The following is a 17,717-nucleotide window of genomic DNA, read 5'->3' as shown; positions in this document are numbered from 1 at the left end:
GCAGCATCCTGTCTGGAACGAGGAGCCCCCGTGACCGCCCCCGAGTCGCCCCAGCCCGTCGACGATGACGACAAGTCGCACGTCCCGCCGCTGACGACGCGTGTCGTCATCGCCGAGGACGAGGCCCTGATCCGTTTGGATCTCAAAGAGATGCTGGAGGAGGAGGGGTACTCGGTCGTCGGTGAGGCCGGTGACGGAGAGCAGGCTGTCGCGTTGGCGCGGGAGCATCGGCCTGATCTGGTGATCCTCGATGTGAAGATGCCTGTTCTGGACGGGATCTCCGCGGCGGAGAAGATCGCGGAGGAGTCCATCGCGCCGGTGCTGATGCTGACCGCGTTTTCGCAGCGTGATCTGGTGGAGCGGGCGCGGGATGCCGGGGCGATGGCGTATCTGGTGAAGCCGTTCAGCAAGAGTGATGTGGTGCCGGCCATCGAGATGGCGGTGTCGCGGTTCACGGAGCTGCGGACGCTGGAGCGTGAGGTCGCGGATCTGACCGTGCGGCTGGAGACGCGGAAGCTGGTGGACCGGGCGAAGTCGGTGCTGCAGACGCAGTACGGGCTGTCGGAGCCGGCGGCGTTCCGGTGGATTCAGAAGACGTCGATGGATCGGCGGATGTCGATGCAGCAGGTGGCCGAGGCGGTCATTGAGGATGCGGCGGAGAAGAAGTCGGGGAAGGGGCAGTAGGCCTCTTTGGCCCCTGTGTGCGAGAGGGCCCGCTCCCGGTTGTCGGCCGGGGGCGGGCCCTTCTTCGTGTGCGGCGGTGGGGTCAGTCTTCGCCGAGGTAGGCCTTGCGTACGGATTCGTCGTGGAGGAGGGCGTCGCCTGTGCCGGAGAGGACGATTTTGCCGATTTCCATGACGTGGCCCTGGTCGGCGAGGGAGAGCGCGGCTTGGGCGTTCTGTTCGACGAGCAGGATGGTGGTGCCCTGTGATTTGAGCTCCACGATGGTTTCCATGATTTTTTGCATCATGATCGGGGAGAGGCCCATGGAGGGTTCGTCGAGCATGAGCAGTTTGGGCTGGGACATGAGGGCGCGGCCCATGGCGAGCATTTGTTGTTCGCCGCCGGAGAGGGTGCCGGCTGCTTGTTTGCGTCGTTCGCCGAGGATGGGGAAGAGGTCGTAGGCGCGCTGGATGTCTTTTTCGATGCCTGCTTTGTCTGTGCGGAGGAATGCTCCGAGTTGGAGGTTTTCCGTGATGGTGAGGCGGGGGAAGATGTGTCGGCCTTCGGGGGAGTGGGCGAGTCCGAGGGCGACGATTTTGTGGGCGGGGACGGTGTTGAGGGGTTTTCCGTCGAAGGTGATGCGGCCGCTTGCGGGCTTGAGGAGTCCGGAGAGGGTGCGCAGGGTGGTGGTTTTGCCGGCGCCGTTGGTGCCGATGAGGGTGACGATCTGGCCGGCGTCGACGGTGAAGGAGATGCCTTTGACGGCTTCGATTTTGCCGTAGGCGACTTTGAGGTCTTCGACCTCCAGAAGCGCGGTCATTTCGCGTCTCCTTCCGTGCTGGTGGTGCTGGTGTCGCGTGGTGTGTCGGCGACGGTGTCCGCGGCGTCGGCGGCTGCTTCGGCGGCTTCGACGGCGGCGACTTCTTCGCTGCCGGGGGCGCCTTCGAAGGGGGTGCCGAGGTAGGCGGCGATGACGCGTTCGTCGCCTTGGACGACGGAGGGGGTGCCTTCGACGAGTTTTTCGCCTTGGACGAGGCAGGCGACGCGGTCGCAGAGGTTGAAGATGAATCGCATGTCGTGCTCGATGACGAGGACGGCGATGCCTTGGTCGCGGATGGCGAAGATGAGTTCTTCGGTGACCCGGGTTTCCTGGGGGTTCATGCCGGCCGTGGGCTCGTCGAGGAGGAGCAGGCCGGGTTCTGCGGCGAGGGCGCGGGCGATTTCGAGCTTGCGCTGTTCGCCGTAGGGGAGGTTGCGGGCGAGGTGGTCGGCTTTGTGTTGGAGGCCGATGAATTCGAGGAGTTCCATGGCGCGTTCGTGGGAGGCGGCTTCGGCTTTTTTGAAGCCGGGGCCTCGGAGGAGCGCGGACCAGAGTCCTTCTTTGGTGCGGGTGTGGCGTCCGACGAGGACGTTTTCCAGGACGGTCATGTTGGCGAAGAGCCGGATGTTCTGGAAGGTACGGGCGATGCCGGCGTTGGTGACGAGGTGGGGTTTGGGTGGGAGGACGGTGCCTTTGTAGGTGACGGTGCCCTCGGTGGGGACGTACAGCCCGGTGAGGCAGTTGAAGAAGGTGGTTTTTCCGGCGCCGTTGGGCCCGATGAGGCCGACGATTTCGCCCGCGTTGACGCTGAGGTCGACGTTGCGTACGGCGGTGAGGCCGCCGAAGCGCATGGTGACGCCGGTGGCTTCGAGGACGCTGGTGGTTGTGGTCGCGGTTGTCATGGTGTTCACGCCCCCGCCTTGGCGACGCCGGCGTCCGGGCCGGTTTTGTCGTCGGGTACGTCGAGCTGGTCTGTTTCGTGGAATTGGAGTTGTGCGCGCCGGTTGGCGATGAGGCCTTCGGGGCGGAAGCGCATGAGGAGGATGAGGGCGATGCCGAAGCCGAGGAGCTGGTAGTCCTGGAGGAACTGGAGCTTGGCGGGGATCAGGTAGAGCAGTGAGGCGCCGATGAGCGGTCCTGTGATGGTGCCCATGCCGCCGAGGATGACGGCGGCGAGGAGGAACGCGGAGTTGGGGGGCACGGGGCCGGCGAACACGTACATCTCGGGGACGACGGTGTGCTGGACGTGTGCTTGTACGGTGCCGGCGAGGCCGGCGAGGGTGGCGCCGAGGGCGAAGGCGATGAGTTTGACGCGGAAGCCGTTGATGCCCATGGCGGTGGCGGCGGTTTCGTCTTCGCGGATGGCGACCCAGGCGCGTCCGATGCGGGAGTCGCCGGCGCGGCTGAAGACGATTACCACGAGGATCATGGCGAGGAGCATCAGCAGGTAGTAGTTGGCGTAGGCGCCGAGTTCGAATCCGAGGATGGTGTGGGATTCGCCGAAGTTGTACCCGAAGAAGTCGAGGTCGGGGATGTTCGGTACGCCGTTGGGGCCGTTGGTGATGCGGGGGCCTGAGACGCCGTCGAGGTTGCCGACGGCGATGCGGAAGATTTCTCCGAAGCCGAGGGTGACGATGGCGAGGTAGTCGCCGCGGAGTCGCAGGGTGGGTGCGCCGATGAGGACGCCGAAGATCAGGGAGACGACGGCGCCGGTGAGGACGGCGGCCCAGAAGGGGAAGTGGATGTCGAAGACGGAGGCGGTGGTTCCGGAGACGAGGGCGGCTGTGTAGGCGCCGACGCCGAGGAAGGCGACGTATCCGAGGTCGAGGAGTCCGGCGAGGCCGACGACGATGTTCAGTCCGAGGGCGACGGTCGCGAAGATGAGGATGTTGACCGCGATGAGGGTGAACTGGTCGGTGCTCTGGGTGAAGGGGAATGCGGCGGCGGCGACGAATGCGGCGGAGACGGCGATGAGGCGGTATTTGGCGGTGAGGCCGTTGATCCGCGCGATGAGGCCGGCTTTGAAGAGTGCGGTGGCGGTGAATCCGACGGTGAGGAGGTAGCCGGTGAAGAGTTCGGCGTATTCGGTGTCGATGCCGTAGGTGAAGACGAAGAGGCCGATGGCGAAGGCGGCGACGATGATGAGGATCTCTGCCCAGGAGGGGAGTTCCTTGGGTCGCTTGGCCTGGCGGGTGTCGTCGGGCAGCAGGTAGGTGGCGACGACGGGGATGAGGGTGACGACGGCGGCGATGAAGCCGCCGGGGTCGAGGTTGACGAGTCCGCCGAGTTCGACGGCGATGGCGATGACCGTGAACCAGGTGGTGGCGAAGGCGCCGAGGGCGAGGAGTTGGAGTGCTTTGGTGGAGCCGGTGGGGGTGAGCCAGGTGAGGCCCTTGGTGCCGAGTGCTGAGAGCGCGAAGAGCGCGGTGAGGATGCCGGCGGTGAGGGTGAGGAGCTGGAGGCCGCCGGGGTAGCCGTAGACGGTGAGGTCGCCGGGGAATTCGGTGGTGTAGGTCCAGGAGAGGAAGGTGCTGGCGACGGTGGCGATGCCGCCGATGAGGGCGAGCCCGCGCAGTTGGGTGGTGCGTTTGGTGTCGGCTGTCGCTGTGGTGCTGGTGGTGGTGGTGTCTGTCGTGTTGGTCATCGGTGTCACGCCCGATCCGCGACGCGCTCGCCGAGCAGGCCTTGTGGCCTGACGAGGAGGACGACGATGAGGAGGACGAAGGCCCAGACGTTGGCCCATGCGCCGCCGCCGAGCTGTTGCATCCCGGGGATTTCTTCGATGTAGGCGATCGACATGGCTTCGGCGAGGCCGAGGACGACGCCGCCGACCATGGCTCCGTAGATGTTGCCGATGCCGCCGAGGACGGCGGCGGTGAAGGCTTTGAGTCCGAGGAGGAAGCCCATCTCGAAGTTGATCTGGCCCTTGTCGAGTCCGTAGGCGACGGCGGCGACGGCGGCGAAGGCGGCGCCGATGGCGAAGGCCATGACGATGATGCGGTCGGTGTTGATGCCCATGAGCTTCGCGGTGTCGCGGTCCTGGGAGGTGGCCTGCATGGCGCGTCCGCTGCGGCTCTTGGAGACGAAGAGGCCGAGGGCGATCATGCACAGGGGGGCGAGGACGAAGAGGAAGGCGTCGGCGCGCTGGATGTAGAGGTTGTCCGTGATGTGGAAGGACTCGCCCTTGAATTCCGGGAAGCTGATGGCCTTCTTGGCGTCGGGGTAGAACGCCCAGATGAGCTGCTGGAGGGCGATGGAGAGGCCGATCGCGGTGATGAGCGGTGCCAGCCGGGGGGCGCCTCGCAGGGGGCGGTAGGCGAAGCGTTCGGCTGCGGTGGCGACGGCCACCGAGGCGAGGGCGCCGCCTACGATCATGAGGGGTATCGCCACCAGCAGGGAGGTTCCGCTGGGGAGCCAGGTGTAGGTGGTGAGGGCTCCGAAGCCCCCGATCATGAAGATCTCGCCGTGGGCGAAGTTGATGAGCTGCACGATGCCGTAAACCATGGTGTACCCGATGGCGATCAAGCCGTAGAGGGCACCGAGGGCAAGGCCGTTGGCGAGCTGTTGCGGCAGTTCGTTCACCGCAGGGCCTCCGATGAGCGTGTCGGATATGACACCGCGCGAGGGCGCTGTTGCGCCCTCGCGCGGTTCGGTCGTGTGTGGGGGTGGTGCGGGTGTGGTCAGTCCTGGAACGTGGCGCTCTTGACGTCCTTCCAGGCACCGCTCTTGACCTCGTACACGGTGAGCTGCTTGTTGGTGGTGTCGCCGTATTCGTCGAAGGCGACCTTGCCGGTCACGCCGTCGAAGCTGACCTTGCCGGTGGCGTCGAGGACCTTTTCGCGGGCGTCGTCGGGGACCTTGCCGTCGTTGTCGGCGACGACGGACTTGACGGCCTGGATGATGGTCCAGGCGGCGTCGTAGGAGTAGCCGCCGTAGGCGCCGTAGGGGTCCTTGTAGCCGCCGGCCTGGTAGTCGGTGATGAACTGCTTGGCGGTGGCGAGCTTCTCGACGGGGTAGCCGATGGAGGTGGCGTAGTCGCCGTCGTTGGATTCACCGGAGGCGGAGATGAAGTTCGGGTCGTAGATGCCGTCGCCGCCCATGGTGGGGACCTTGGCGCCCGTCTTCTTGATCTGGTCGGAGAGCAGGCCGCCTTCGGGGTACTGGCCGCCGAAGTAGACGGAGTCGGCTCCGCTGGACTTGACCTTGTCGGCGGTGGCGGAGAAGTCGGTCTCCTTGACGGTGACGTGGTCGGTGCCGACGACCTTGCCGCCGAGGCGCTTGAATTCGTCGGAGAAGATCGCGGCGAGGCCGGCGCCGTAGGTCTGCTTGTCGTCGACGATGAAGACCTTCCGCTTCTTGGCGTCGTTGTAGTAGTACTGCGCGGCGAACTTGCCCTGGACGACGTCGGTGGCGGCGGTGCGGAAGTAGGAGGCGAAGGGGCGCTTGAGGTCGCCCTTGGCCCAGTTGTCGCCCTGGCTGAGGGCGGGGTTGGTGTTGGCGGGCGACACCTGGACGAGCTTGGCGGTGTTGAAGACGCCCTGCATCGACTGGGCGACACCGGAGTTCAGTGGGCCGACGACGCCGAGGACGTTCTTGTCGCCGACGAGCTTGGCGGCGTTGGACTGACCGGAGGCGGGGACGGCCTGGTCGTCGAGGGATTCGATCTTGAACTCGACGCCGGGGACCTCGTTGTTCTTGTTCGCGGTCTTGATGGCGAGGTCGACGGAGTTCTTGATTCCCTGGCCGAGGGCGGAGAGCGAGCCGGTGAGCGGCGCGTCGACACCGATGACGACGGTGGTCTTGTCGCTACCGCTGTTGCCCTTGCTGTCGTCGCGGGAGCCGCAAGCGGTGAGTGTGAGCGCACCTGTGGTGATCACGGTGGTGAGCATGAGCAAGGAACGGTGTCGCACGTTGAGTCCTCTCCCTGGCGCGGCCTCCTCTGCTGAGGTGCCGTTGCGTTCGCCGGACTGTACTCGTGCGTACACATGAGCTGATGCTCACACCGGCGGCGCGGTGACTGGGCGTGACTCTAAGCCGAGGTGAGGGAGGTGGGGAGCAATGAGGTCAGGATGTGACTGTCTTGTTATGCCGAGGCCAACGCCAGGTAGGTGCATTCCGTGCGTATATGGATCTTCAGCGCACTCTGTTTTTCGACCACATCGTGAGAACCCGCAGTTCCGCTAAGGGACTTGGGCGCTTTTTGGTCCTGACGGCCGGATCGGGCAGAGATGGGGCGGGAAACGGGCAGCCGGGCGCTCCGCGCGGGCAACGGGCGGCTCCTCGTTCACCTGGTTGTTACACAGGGTGATGGGTGGCGGGGTGGCCCGGCGTGCGCTCGACGGGGGCCGTGGGAGGGGGTGGCGGCTCGTGCCGGTTCTCCGTACCGCAGTTGGCGCCGTCGTGTGCCGTGCGGGGTCCGGCGGGTCCGTCGCGGTGCGTGCGGGGGTGTTACGGGCGGAGGGCGCGCTGGTTGCGGGGGCGTTGCCGCGGCCGGCACGGTCGGGCGGCGCCGGGGTCGTGATCGGCGCGGCGCGGGCGCGGGTGGCCGGCGGGGTGGGTGCGGGCGCCGGGGCCGGCGGGATCCGTGCGGGGGTGTGGTGCTCGTCCGCACCGGATCCGCGCCGTCCGCCTGAGGCCATGGGGGCACGGTAGGTGGTGTTACCGGTCCGTACAAGGGGCCGTGGTGTCTATCGAGGCGCGAGGGGTCCGCCGGGTCCGTCGGGGGCGTCACGGAGCAGGCAGGTCAGCCGGGCGGTGCAGATCCGCTTGTCGTTTTCGTCGGTGATGACGATCTCGTACGTCGCGGTGGAGCGGCCGCGGTGGACGGGGGTGGCGACGCCGGTGACCAGGCCGCTGTGGGCGCCGCGGTGGTGGGTGCAGTTGAGGTCCACGCCGACGGCGATCCTGGTGGGCCCGCCGTGCAGCATGGAGCCGACGGAGCCGAGGGTCTCGGCGAGTACGGCGGAGGCGCCCCCGTGGAGCAGGCCGTAGGGCTGGGTGTTCCCTTCGACGGGCATGGTGCCGACGACGCGCTCCGCGGAGGCTTCGACGATCTGGACCCCCATCCGGGCGCCGAGGTGTCCGGCGGAGAAGAGCGCGGTCAGGTCGACGCCCAGTGCGGCGTATTCGTCGAGGACGTCCTGCGGGAACTTCACAGTGGTCTGCTCACCCATGGGCCCAGGCTCCGATCGGCTGCGGTGTTCGCTTGTATGTGCGGGGTGCACCGTCCTTGTGTACCAGATGGCTGAGCGAACGCTTAGGTTCCGTCCGGCTGGGCGGCAGGGCCCGGCCGGACGGGCCCGGGGCGGCTCCTACTCGAAGCGCACGACCACGGACTTGCTCGCCGGGGTGTTGCTCGTGTCGGCGGTGGCGCCCAGGGGGACCAGCACATTGGTCTCCGGGTAGTACGCGGCGGCGCAGCCGCGGGCGGTGGGGTAGTGGACGACGCGGAAGCCGGGGGCGCGGCGTTCGACGCCGTCGGTCCATTCGCTGACGAGGTCGGTGTACGAGCCGTCGTCGAGGCCGAGTTCGGCGGCGTCCTCGGGGTTGACCAGGACGATCCTGCGGCCGCCTTTGATGCCGCGGTAGCGGTCGTCGAGGCCGTAGATCGTGGTGTTGTACTGGTCGTGGGAGCGCAGCGTCTGGAGCAGCAGCCGGCCTTCGGGGAGTTTCGGGTATTCGACGGGTGCCGCGGTGAAGTTGGCCTTGCCGGTGGCGGTGGGGAAGCGGCGCTCGTCGCGGGGGGCGTGGGGGAGGGCGAAGCCGCCGGGGCGGGCGACGCGGGCGTTGAAGTCCTCGAAGCCGGGGACGACGCGGGCGATCCGGTCGCGGATGGTGGCGTAGTCCTTCTCGAAGTCCTCCCAGGGGGTGGGGGACTCCGGGCCGAGGGTGGCGCGGGCGAGGCGGGCGACGATGGCCGGTTCGGAGAGCAGATGCGGGCTCGCGGGCGGCAGGTTGCCGCGGGAGGCGTGGACCATGCCCATGGAGTCCTCGACGGTGACGATCTGCCGGCCGCCGGCCTGGATGTCCTTGTCGGTGCGGCCGAGGGTGGGCAGGATCAGCGCGCGGGCGCCGGTGACGGCGTGGGAGCGGTTGAGTTTGGTGGAGACGTGGACGGTGAGGCTCGCGCGGCGCATCGCGGCTTCGGTGACGGTGGTGTCGGGGGTGGCGGCGACGAAGTTGCCGCCCATCGCGAAGAAGACCTTGGCCTTGCCGTCGCGGAGTGCCTCGATGGACCGTACGACGTCGTAGCCGTGGTGGCGCGGTGAGGTGATGCCGAACTCGCGGTCGAGGGCGTCGAGGAAGGCGGGGGCGGGCCGTTCGAAGATGCCCATGGTGCGGTCGCCCTGCACGTTGGAGTGGCCGCGGACGGGGCAGACGCCGGCGCCGGGGCGGCCGATGTTGCCGCGCAGCAGAAGGAAGTTGACGACTTCGCGGATGGTGGGTACGGAGTGTTTGTGCTGGGTGAGGCCCATGGCCCAGCAGACGATGGTGCGCTTCGAGGCGAGGACGAGGGCGAGGGCCTGTTCGATCTCGGTGCGGGTGAGGCCGGTGGCGGCGAGGGTCTGGTCCCAGTCGGCGGTGCGCGCGGCGGTGGTGAACTCTTCGTAGCCGTGGGTGTGTTCGCGGACGAATGTCTCGTCGACGGCGCCGGGGGTCTCGATGACGAGTTTGTTGAGCAGGCGGAAGAGGGCCTGGTCGCCGCCGATGCGGATCTGGAGGAAGAGGTCGTTGAGGGCGGCGCCCTTGAGCATGCCCTGGGGGGTCTGCGGGTTCTTGAACCGTTCGGTGCCGGCTTCGGGCAGCGGGTTCACCGAGATGATCTTCGCGCCGGCGGCTTTGGCCTTCTCCAGGGCGGAGAGCATCCGGGGGTGGTTGGTGCCCGGGTTCTGTCCGGCGACGATGATCAGGTCGGCCTGGTGCATGTCTTCGAGGGAGACGCTGCCCTTGCCGATGCCGATGGTCTCCGCGAGGGCGGAGCCGGAGGATTCGTGGCACATGTTGGAGCAGTCCGGCAGGTTGTTCGTGCCGAACTCGCGGGCGAAGAGCTGGAGCAGGAAGGCGGCTTCGTTGCTGGTGCGGCCCGAGGTGTAGAAGAGGGCTTCGTCGGGGGAGCCGAGCGCGGTCAGTTCCTCGGCGATGATCGCGAAGGCCCGTTCCCAGGTCACCGGTGTGTAGTGGTCGGCGGAGCGGCCCTCGGCGTCCCGGTCGAGGAGCATCGGTTCGGTGATCCGGCCCTGCTGTCCCAGCCAGTAGCCGCTGCGGGTGGCGAGGTCGGCGACGGGGTGGGCGGCGAAGAACTCGGGGGTGACCCGGCGCAGGGTGGCCTCTTCGGCGACGGCTTTGGCGCCGTTCTCGCAGAATTCCGCGGTGTGCCGGTGGTCGCCCTCGGGCCAGGCGCAGCCGGGGCAGTCGAAGCCGTTCTTCTGGTTGACCTTGAGGAGGGTCTGCGCGGTGCGCCGTACGCCCATCTGCTGCTGGGCTATGCGGAGGGTGTGTCCGATGGCGGGGAGTCCCGCCGCGGCGTGTTTGGGCGGCGCGACCTGGGGCGCGTCCTGGACCGGATCACCTGTGGGCGGCTTGCTGGCCATCGCGCTCTCCCTCGGGCGTGGGCTTCTTCGCGTACGGTCCGATCCTGTCATGGGCCGCCGACAGCCGTGGGCCGAGGCCCCGGCGGGCGGGGTGGCGGGTACGGCCGGTCGGGATTGTCAGTGGGGCGTGGCAGGATCGGACCCGTGGCTGAGACAGCATCGAAGAAGACCGCAGACAACCGTCCACGCCTGCTCCTCATGGACGGGCACTCCTTGGCGTACCGGGCGTTCTTCGCGCTGCCCGCGGAGAATTTCACGACCGCGACGGGGCAGCCGACCAATGCCATCTACGGCTTCGCGTCGATGCTGGCGAACACGTTGCGTGATGAGTCGCCGACGCATTTCGCGGTGGCGTTCGACGTGTCCCGCAAGACGTGGCGTTCCGAGGAGTTCCCGGAGTACAAGGCGAACCGTTCGAAGACGCCCGACGAGTTCAAGGGGCAGGTCGAGCTGATCGGTGAGCTGCTGGACGCGATGCGCGCGGACCGGTTCGCGATCGACGGCTTCGAGGCGGACGATGTGATCGCGACGCTGGCGACGCAGGCGGAGGCAGCGGGTTTCGAGGTGCTGATCGTCACCGGCGACCGGGACTCGTTCCAGCTCATCAGTGAGCACACGACGGTGCTGTATCCGACTAAGGGTGTCTCGGAGCTGACGCGGTTCACTCCGGAGAAGGTGCGGGAGAAGTACGGGCTGACGCCCGCGCAGTATCCGGATTTCGCGGCGCTGCGCGGCGACCCGTCCGACAATCTTCCCGGTATTCCGGGGGTCGGTGAGAAGACCGCCGCCAAGTGGATCAACCAGTTCGGTTCGTTCGACGCGCTGGTGGAGCGTGCGGACGAGGTCAAGGGCAAGGCGGGGCAGAACTTCCGCGACCATCTGGAGTCGGTCAAGCTCAACCGCCGGCTCACGGAGATGGTCCGTGATGTCGAGCTGCCGAAGACTCCGCGGGACCTGGAGCGCGCTCCGTACGACCGGGCGGCGCTCAAGGGCGTTCTCGACGTGCTGGAGATCCGTAACCCGAGCCTGCGCGAGCGGCTGCTCGCGGTGGATCCGGGGGCCGCGGAGGATGAGGCTCCGGCGCCCGCGGCGGGTGTGGAGCTGGACGGTGCGGTGCTGGGCTCCGGCGAGCTGGCCCCCTGGCTGGCGGCCCATGGCGGGCAGCCGCTGGGTGTCGCCACCGCGGACACGTGGGCGCTGGGCACGGGCAGTGTCACCGAGGTCGCGCTCGCCGCGGCGGACGGTGCGGCGGCCTGGTTCGATCCGACGCGGCTCGACGAGGCCGACGAGCGGGCTTTCGCGGGCTGGCTCGACGCGGCGGACCGCGCCAAGGTGATGCACAACGCGAAGGGCGTGATGCGGGTCGCGCCCGAGCATGGCTGGCGGGTCGGTGGCGTCACGATGGACACCGCCCTGGCCGCCTATCTGGTCAAGCCGGGCCGGCGGTCCTTCGCACTGGACGCCCTCGCCATCGAGTATCTGGGCCGCGAGCTGGCCCCGGCGGCCTCGGACGGACAGCTCGCCTTCGGTACGGACGAGCAGGCGGAGGCCGACGCGCTGATGGCGCAGGCCCGCGCGGTCCTCGACCTGGGTGACGCGTTCACCGAGCGTCTCGGCGAGGTGGGCGCCACCGAACTGCTCGACGAGGTCGAACTGCCCACCTCCGCACTGCTGGCCCGTCTTGAGCGGCACGGCATCGCGGCGGACCGGGCGCATCTGGAGTCCATGGAGCAGCAGTTCGCGGGCGCCGTGCAGCAGGCCGTCAAGGAGGCGCACGCCGCCGTCGGCCACGAGTTCAACCTGGGCTCGCCCAAGCAGCTCCAGGAGGTCCTCTTCGGTGAGCTGGGCCTGCCCAGGACGAAGAAGACCAAGACCGGTTACACCACGGACGCCGACGCGCTGGCCTGGCTCGCCGCCCAGACCGAGCACGAGCTGCCGGTGATCATGCTGCGCCACCGGGAGCAGGCGAAGCTGCGGGTCACGGTCGAGGGGCTGATCAAGACGATCGCGGCCGACGGCCGGATCCACACCACGTTCAACCAGACCGTGGCGGCCACCGGCCGGCTCTCCTCCACCGACCCGAACCTGCAGAACATCCCGGTCCGTACCGACGAGGGCCGGGCGATCCGCCGGGGCTTCGTCGTCGGCGAGGGCTACGAGTCGCTGATGACGGCGGACTACAGCCAGATCGAGCTGCGGGTGATGGCCCACCTCTCCGAGGACGCGGGTCTGATCGAGGCGTTCACCTCCGGCGAGGACCTGCACACCACGGTCGCCTCGCAGGTGTTCGGCGTGGAGAAGTCCGCGGTCGACCCGGAGATGCGCCGCAAGATCAAGGCGATGTCGTACGGACTGGCCTACGGTCTCTCGGCGTTCGGCCTCTCCCAGCAGCTCAACATCGAGGCCGCCGAGGCACGCGGCCTGATGGACACGTTCTTCGAACGTTTCGGTGGCGTACGGGACTACCTGCACCGCGCGGTCGTGGAGGCCAGGGCCACGGGCTACACGGAGACGATGCTGGGCCGGCGCCGTTACCTCCCCGACCTGAACAGCGACAACCGCCAGCGTCGTGAGATGGCCGAGCGGATGGCGCTCAACGCGCCCATCCAGGGCACCGCCGCGGACATCGTGAAGGTCGCGATGCTCAAGGTCGACCGGGCGATGGAACAGGCCGGTCTCACCTCCCGGATGCTCCTCCAGGTCCATGACGAAATCGTCCTGGAGATCGCCCCGGGCGAGCGGGAGCGGGTGGAGGAGCTGCTGCGCCGCGAGATGGCGGGCGCGGTCGAGCTGCGCGCGCCGCTGGATGTCTCGATCGGTGTGGGCACCGACTGGGAGTCCGCGGCGCACTGACGGGGAACGCGCCCCACCGCCGCCCGGCCATCGCTTTTCGGCCGATCGTTGCCTGGCCCCCGCTGCCCGGCCCCGCTGTCCGCCGCCACGAGCGCCCCGAACGGGCGTCCCCGCGGCGGGCGGCGGAGGTGAGCGCACCACAAGGCGGGGGACGACGTGGAAGAGGCGGAAGGGGCAGGGTGCGCACGCGGTCGGCGGCGGTACGGGCAACCGGGCGACGCCCGGGTGGCGAACTGGTGAAAACGGCCGACCGACCGGTGTGCTGGGGCCAGGAGTTGACATAGGGTCGCCTGAGTCCTCGCGCGGGGAGCGCGAACAGCCGTCCACGGGGAGGGGCCCGATCCATGCCAGCGCTATTCGGCAGCAGACTGCGCAGAGGCGCGACCACCACCGCCGTGGCCGCCGCCGCGATCGCGGCCCTCTCCGCGTCCCAGGCGCCCGGTGCCATCCCCACGGACCCCGGCACCAGCGGGAGCCAGGCCGCCGACGCGACACCGTCCCCGGACACCGCGGTCACCGGCAACTCCCCGTACTACACCGAGCTTCCGCCTCTCACCACCCCGGACAAGCCCGGCACCTCGATAGAACTGCCGGTCACGGGCGCGGCGGAAGCGGGCATACCGGCCACGGTCCTGACCGCGTACAAGCGGGCGGAGCAGACCCTCACCGAGGACAAGCCCGGCTGCAACCTGCCGTGGCAGCTCCTCGCCGCCATCGGCAAGGTCGAGTCGGGCCAGGCACGCGGCGGCCAGGTCGACGCCGACGGCACCACGGCCGCCCCGATCCTCGGCCCGGTCCTCAACGGTGTCGGCTTCGCCAACATCTCCGACACCGACAACGGCCTCTACGACGGCGACACCACGCACGACCGCGCCGTCGGCCCCATGCAGTTCATCCCGTCCACCTGGGCGACCTGGGGCCAGGACGGCAACGGTGACGGCCGCAAGGACCCCAACAACATCTACGACGCGGCGCTCGCGGCGGCCTACTACCTCTGCGCGGGGGACCGCGATCTCTCCGTTGAGGACGACCTCCACCGGGCGATCCTCGGCTACAACCAGTCGCAGGAGTACCTGAACACGGTCCTGACCTGGTTCCGGTACTACAAGAACGGTACGCACGAGGTCCCGGACGGCCAGGGCGTGCTGCCCGTCGGCAGCGGACCCGGCAGCCCCTCGACCGCGCAGCCGAGCCCCGCTCCGGCCCGGACGCCGCTCCCCACGCCCAGCACCACCCCCAAGCCCTCCGTGTCGAAGCCGAGCAAGCCGGCCGCCCCGAACACGCCCTCCGGCACGCCGTCGAAGCCGCCGGCGACCGGGCCCGGCACCGAAAGCCCCAAGCCGACACCTCCCGGCGGCGGCACCAGCCCCACCCCGGGCGACACCCCCGGCACGCCCGCTCCCGAGCCCGTCGTCAAGACGCTCGTGCGGACCGGCACGGCCAAGACCACCGCCGTGGCGGGCAGCCGGTTCACCGAAGGTGCCTCGGTGCGCGCCACGGACGCGTCCGGCGAGCCCGTCGCCGACGTGCCCGTACGGTTCGAGATCGTCGGCGACACCGACGCCCGCTTCCCGCTCGGCACGGCCAGGCTGACCGTCATCACCGGCAAGGACGGCCGGGCGGTCGCACCGACCGTCCGCGCGGGCGAGCGGACCGGCACGTTCACGGTCCGCGCCACCGTCCTCGACAACGAGGACGTCGCGGGCGTCGACTACACGGCGACCGTGACGGCCCGTCAGGCCGACGAGCTGGCCAGGACCGCCGACACGGCGCTGACGGCCGCACCCGGCGACCAGTTCGCCGACCAGGTCGAGGTCCGGGCGACCTACGAAGGAGCCGCCGCCCCGGGCGTCGCCGCGACCGCCGCCTTCGTCACCTCCGCGACCGACGAGACCGTCCCCGCCGACAGCCCCCACTTCAAGGACGCCTACGGAAACCCGCTGCGCACCCTGACGGAGCTGACCACCGACGCCGACGGTGTCCTCCAGCTCCCGAAGATCTACGCGGGCGACACGGCGGGCACGTTCCTGCTCCGTATCGCGACCGAGGGCGGCGCCACCCTGACCGTCGAGCTGACGGTCGCCTGAACCGGTCGCCCGAACCACCGCACGGCCGGGGCCGGTGAGCGGACTCCTCCGCTCACCGGCCCCTCCCGCTCTCCGACCGCCCGGGCTCCCGCCGTCCGTCCCCGCCGGCCGCCGACCGTCAGCGGCGGCTGTTGAGGCGGCGCGTCGCCACCGCCGTCGACGGGTCCTCCGGCCAGGGATGGCGCGGATAGCGGCCCCGCAGCTCCGCCCGCACCGCCCGGTAGCCGTCCTGCCAGAACGACGCCAGGTCCGCCGTGACCGCCGCGGGCCGCCCCGCCGGCGAGAGCAGGTGCACCAGCACCGGAACGCCCGCCTCCCCGCCCACCCGGGGCGTGTCCCGCAGCCCGAACAGCTCCTGGAGCTTCACCGCCAGCACCGGCTGCGGCCCGCCGTACTCCACCCGTACCCGCGAACCGCTCGGCACCTCGATCCGCTCCGGCGCCAGCTCGTCCAGACGCGCCGCCTCCCCGGTCGACCACGGCAGCAGCCGCCGCAGCGCCTGCCCCGCGTCCAGCCGCCCCAGATCGGCCCGGCGCCGGGCCCGGGACAGCTCCGGCTCCAGCCATACGTCCGCCCGCGCCAGCAGCGCCCCGTCCGAGACGTCCGGCCAGCCGCCGGCCAGCTCCCGGTGGAGGAAGCCCAGCCGCTCGCGCAGCGCCTGCGCGTCACGCGTCCAGCGCAGCAGCCCCAGACCCTCCCGCTCCAGACCGGCCAGCAGGGCCCGCCGTACGAGACCGGGGTCCGGCTGCCTCAACGGGCGTACGGACAGCTCCACCGCGCCCAGCCGCGCCACCCGCCTGGCCACCACCTCGCCGCCCTCCCAGTGGACCTCCTCGCCCTGCGCGTACGCGGGGCCGGCCGCCTCCCGCGCGGTGTCCTCGTCGATGACGGCGGCCAGCCGCACCCGCGCCGACGCCGCCGTGGCGGGCCGGTCGGCGACCGCCACCGCCAGCCAGCCCGCGCTCCGCAGCCCCGAACCCTGGCCCAGTTCGGCCCCTGTCCCCGAGACCATCAGGAACGTTCCCTCACCCCGGGCGCGGGCCACCCGCTCCGGGAAGGCGAGCGCGGTGACCAGCCCGGCGGCGATGTCGTCGGCCCCGGCCCCGGCCCCGGCCTTCGGACGCGCGTCCGTCGCGGAGGAGCCTCCTACGGAGGAGCCCCGTACGGAGGAGTCCCCTACGGAGGAGGACAGCCGCCGCACCTCCTGGCGCCAACGCGCCGCGTACGCGTCCCCGTTCGACCCCCCGCTCCCGGCTCCGCCCCCGCGCGCCGTACGCCACGCCGCCGCCAGATCGTCCCCGTACGCCCTGGGCGGCTCCTCGCTCAGCAGCGCCACCACCTCCGCCGCCCGGCGCGCGCCCACCTGCCCCGCGCCGTCCAGAAGCGCCCGCGCGAGCCGGGGGTGCAGACCGAGCCCCGCCATCCGGACGCCCCGCTCCGTGGCCCGGCCGTCCCCGTCCACCGCGCCGATCGCCGCGAGGACCGAGCGCGCCGCCGCAAGCGCCCCCGCGGGCGGCGCGTCCAGCAGCGCGAGCCCCGCCGCCGACGGGTCGCCCCAGCACGCGGCCTGGAGCGCGAACGCCGCCAGATCCGCGACCTTGATCTCGGGGGAGGGGAAGCGCGCCAGCCGGCCGTCCTCGGCCGGGGACCAGCAGCGGTAGACCGTCCCCGGGGCCTCGCGCCCGGCCCGCCCCGCGCGCTGCCCCGCGCCCGCCTGCGACACCCGTACCGTCGTCAGCGCGCTCAGCCCGCGCGCGTGATCCGTACGGGGCTCGCGTGCCAGCCCCGCGTCCACGACGACCCGTACACCGGGCACCGTCAGGCTCGACTCGGCCACCGCCGTGGCCAGCACCACCCGGCGCCCCGCCGACGAGCCCGCAAGCACCGCGTCCTGCACCGCCGCGGGCGCCCGGCCGTGCACCTGGAGCACCTCGGCGCCGCACCCCCCGAGCAGCCCGGCCACCCGGCCGATCTCGCCCACCCCCGGCAGGAAACACAGCACGTCGCCCGCGCGCTCCGCCAGCGCCCGGCGCACCACCGACGCCACATGCGTCAGCAGCGCCGGATCGACCCGCATCCCGTGCGGCGGCCGCACGGACCCCGGGGGCGGCGCCCACACCGTCTCCACCGGGTACGACACACCGGTCGCCGTCACCACCGGCGCGTCCCCGAGCAGCCGCGCCCACCCCTGCGCGTCGGTGGTCGCCGACGCCGCCACCAGCCGCAGCTCGGGCCGGAGCGCCGCCCGTACGTCCAGCAGGAAGGCCGCCACGGTGTCCGCGTCGAGATGGCGCTCATGGCACTCGTCGAGGATCACCGCGTCGACCCCGGCCAGCTCCTGGTCGCGCTGGAGGCGTTGGAGCAGCACCCCGGTGGTCACCACCTCCACCACCGTGGCGCGCCCCACCGCGCGCTCCCCGCGCACGGTGAAACCCACGCGCTCCCCGACCCGCTCGCCCAGCAGCCACGCCATCCGGCGGGCCGCCGCGCGCGCCGCGATCCGCCGCGGCTCCGCGACGATCACCCGGCGTACCGGGCCCGGCCCGAGCAGCCCGGCCAGGACCAGCGGAACCAGCGTCGTCTTGCCCGTGCCCGGTGGCGCGCACAGCACCGCGCAGCCGTGCGCGTCGAGGGCGCTCTCCAGCGCGGGGACAGCGGTACGTACGGGCAGGCCGGCGAGGATGTCGTCACGGATCACCCGCC

11 protein-coding genes are annotated in these 17,717 nt (G+C 70.4%); 3 read left to right on the top strand and 8 right to left on the bottom strand.

Features of this window, described 5'->3' with window-relative positions; all coding sequences use genetic code 11:
* The first annotated feature begins 30 nt into the window (after nt 1-30).
* Nucleotides 31-684, top strand: a complete 654-nt coding sequence (locus ACIQ7D_RS26795; protein WP_403941603.1) for an ANTAR domain-containing response regulator — start codon at nt 31-33, stop codon at nt 682-684.
* 82 nt (nt 685-766) lie between these two features.
* Here ACIQ7D_RS26795 and ACIQ7D_RS26790 read toward each other — a convergent pair whose 3' ends face one another.
* The 7 genes from ACIQ7D_RS26790 to ACIQ7D_RS26760 all read right to left on the bottom strand — a co-directional run bounded on the left by ACIQ7D_RS26790 (nt 767) and on the right by ACIQ7D_RS26760 (nt 10,074).
* Complete coding sequence (locus tag ACIQ7D_RS26790; protein ID WP_403941601.1) at nt 767-1,483, bottom strand: ABC transporter ATP-binding protein; 717 nt, start codon at nt 1,481-1,483, stop codon at nt 767-769.
* Nucleotides 1,480-2,394 carry an ABC transporter ATP-binding protein gene (locus tag ACIQ7D_RS26785; protein ID WP_403941600.1) on the bottom strand — a complete coding sequence of 305 codons (915 nt, stop codon included), beginning with the start codon at nt 2,392-2,394 and terminating at the stop codon, nt 1,480-1,482. The genes ACIQ7D_RS26790 and ACIQ7D_RS26785 overlap by 4 nt, the downstream gene beginning before the upstream one ends.
* A complete protein-coding gene (locus ACIQ7D_RS26780) occupies nt 2,391-4,127 on the bottom strand; it encodes a branched-chain amino acid ABC transporter permease (RefSeq protein WP_403941598.1) in 1,737 nt (578 codons plus the stop codon). Before ACIQ7D_RS26780 ends, ACIQ7D_RS26785 begins: the two co-directional genes overlap by 4 nt.
* A 5-nt stretch (nt 4,128-4,132) precedes the next feature.
* A complete protein-coding gene (locus ACIQ7D_RS26775; RefSeq protein WP_403941596.1) occupies nt 4,133-5,065 on the bottom strand; it encodes a branched-chain amino acid ABC transporter permease in 933 nt (310 codons plus the stop codon).
* A 98-nt stretch (nt 5,066-5,163) separates the two neighbouring features.
* Nucleotides 5,164-6,393, bottom strand: a complete 1,230-nt coding sequence (locus tag ACIQ7D_RS26770; RefSeq protein ID WP_403941594.1) for a branched-chain amino acid ABC transporter substrate-binding protein — start codon at nt 6,391-6,393, stop codon at nt 5,164-5,166.
* Between the two features lie 777 nt (nt 6,394-7,170).
* Nucleotides 7,171-7,656 carry a PaaI family thioesterase gene (locus tag ACIQ7D_RS26765; protein WP_403941593.1) on the bottom strand — a complete coding sequence of 162 codons (486 nt, stop codon included), beginning with the start codon at nt 7,654-7,656 and terminating at the stop codon, nt 7,171-7,173.
* A 138-nt stretch (nt 7,657-7,794) separates the two neighbouring features.
* Nucleotides 7,795-10,074 (bottom strand): FdhF/YdeP family oxidoreductase, encoded by a 2,280-nt coding sequence (locus ACIQ7D_RS26760; RefSeq protein WP_403941591.1) that lies wholly within the window; start codon nt 10,072-10,074, stop codon nt 7,795-7,797.
* A gap of 144 nt (nt 10,075-10,218) precedes the next feature.
* Between ACIQ7D_RS26760 and polA the strand changes: the two genes are divergently transcribed.
* Both polA and ACIQ7D_RS26750 read left to right on the top strand, forming a co-directional pair.
* Entirely contained in the window at nt 10,219-12,927 is a 2,709-nt protein-coding gene (gene polA / locus ACIQ7D_RS26755) for a DNA polymerase I (RefSeq protein WP_403941590.1), read from the top strand.
* 344 nt (nt 12,928-13,271) lie between these two features.
* Entirely contained in the window at nt 13,272-15,014 is a 1,743-nt protein-coding gene (locus tag ACIQ7D_RS26750) for a lytic murein transglycosylase (protein WP_403941589.1), read from the top strand.
* 118 nt (nt 15,015-15,132) lie between these two features.
* On the opposite strand, the gene hrpB is transcribed toward ACIQ7D_RS26750, so the two are convergent.
* Nucleotides 15,133-17,712, bottom strand: a complete 2,580-nt coding sequence (gene hrpB / locus ACIQ7D_RS26745) for an ATP-dependent helicase HrpB (protein ID WP_403941587.1) — start codon at nt 17,710-17,712, stop codon at nt 15,133-15,135.
* Nucleotides 17,713-17,717 lie beyond the last annotated feature (5 nt).

The organism is Streptomyces sp. NPDC096310 (assembly GCF_044763125.1).
Lineage (GTDB): Bacteria > Actinomycetota > Actinomycetes > Streptomycetales > Streptomycetaceae > Streptomyces.
This window is presented reverse-complemented; position numbering and strand designations above follow the sequence as displayed.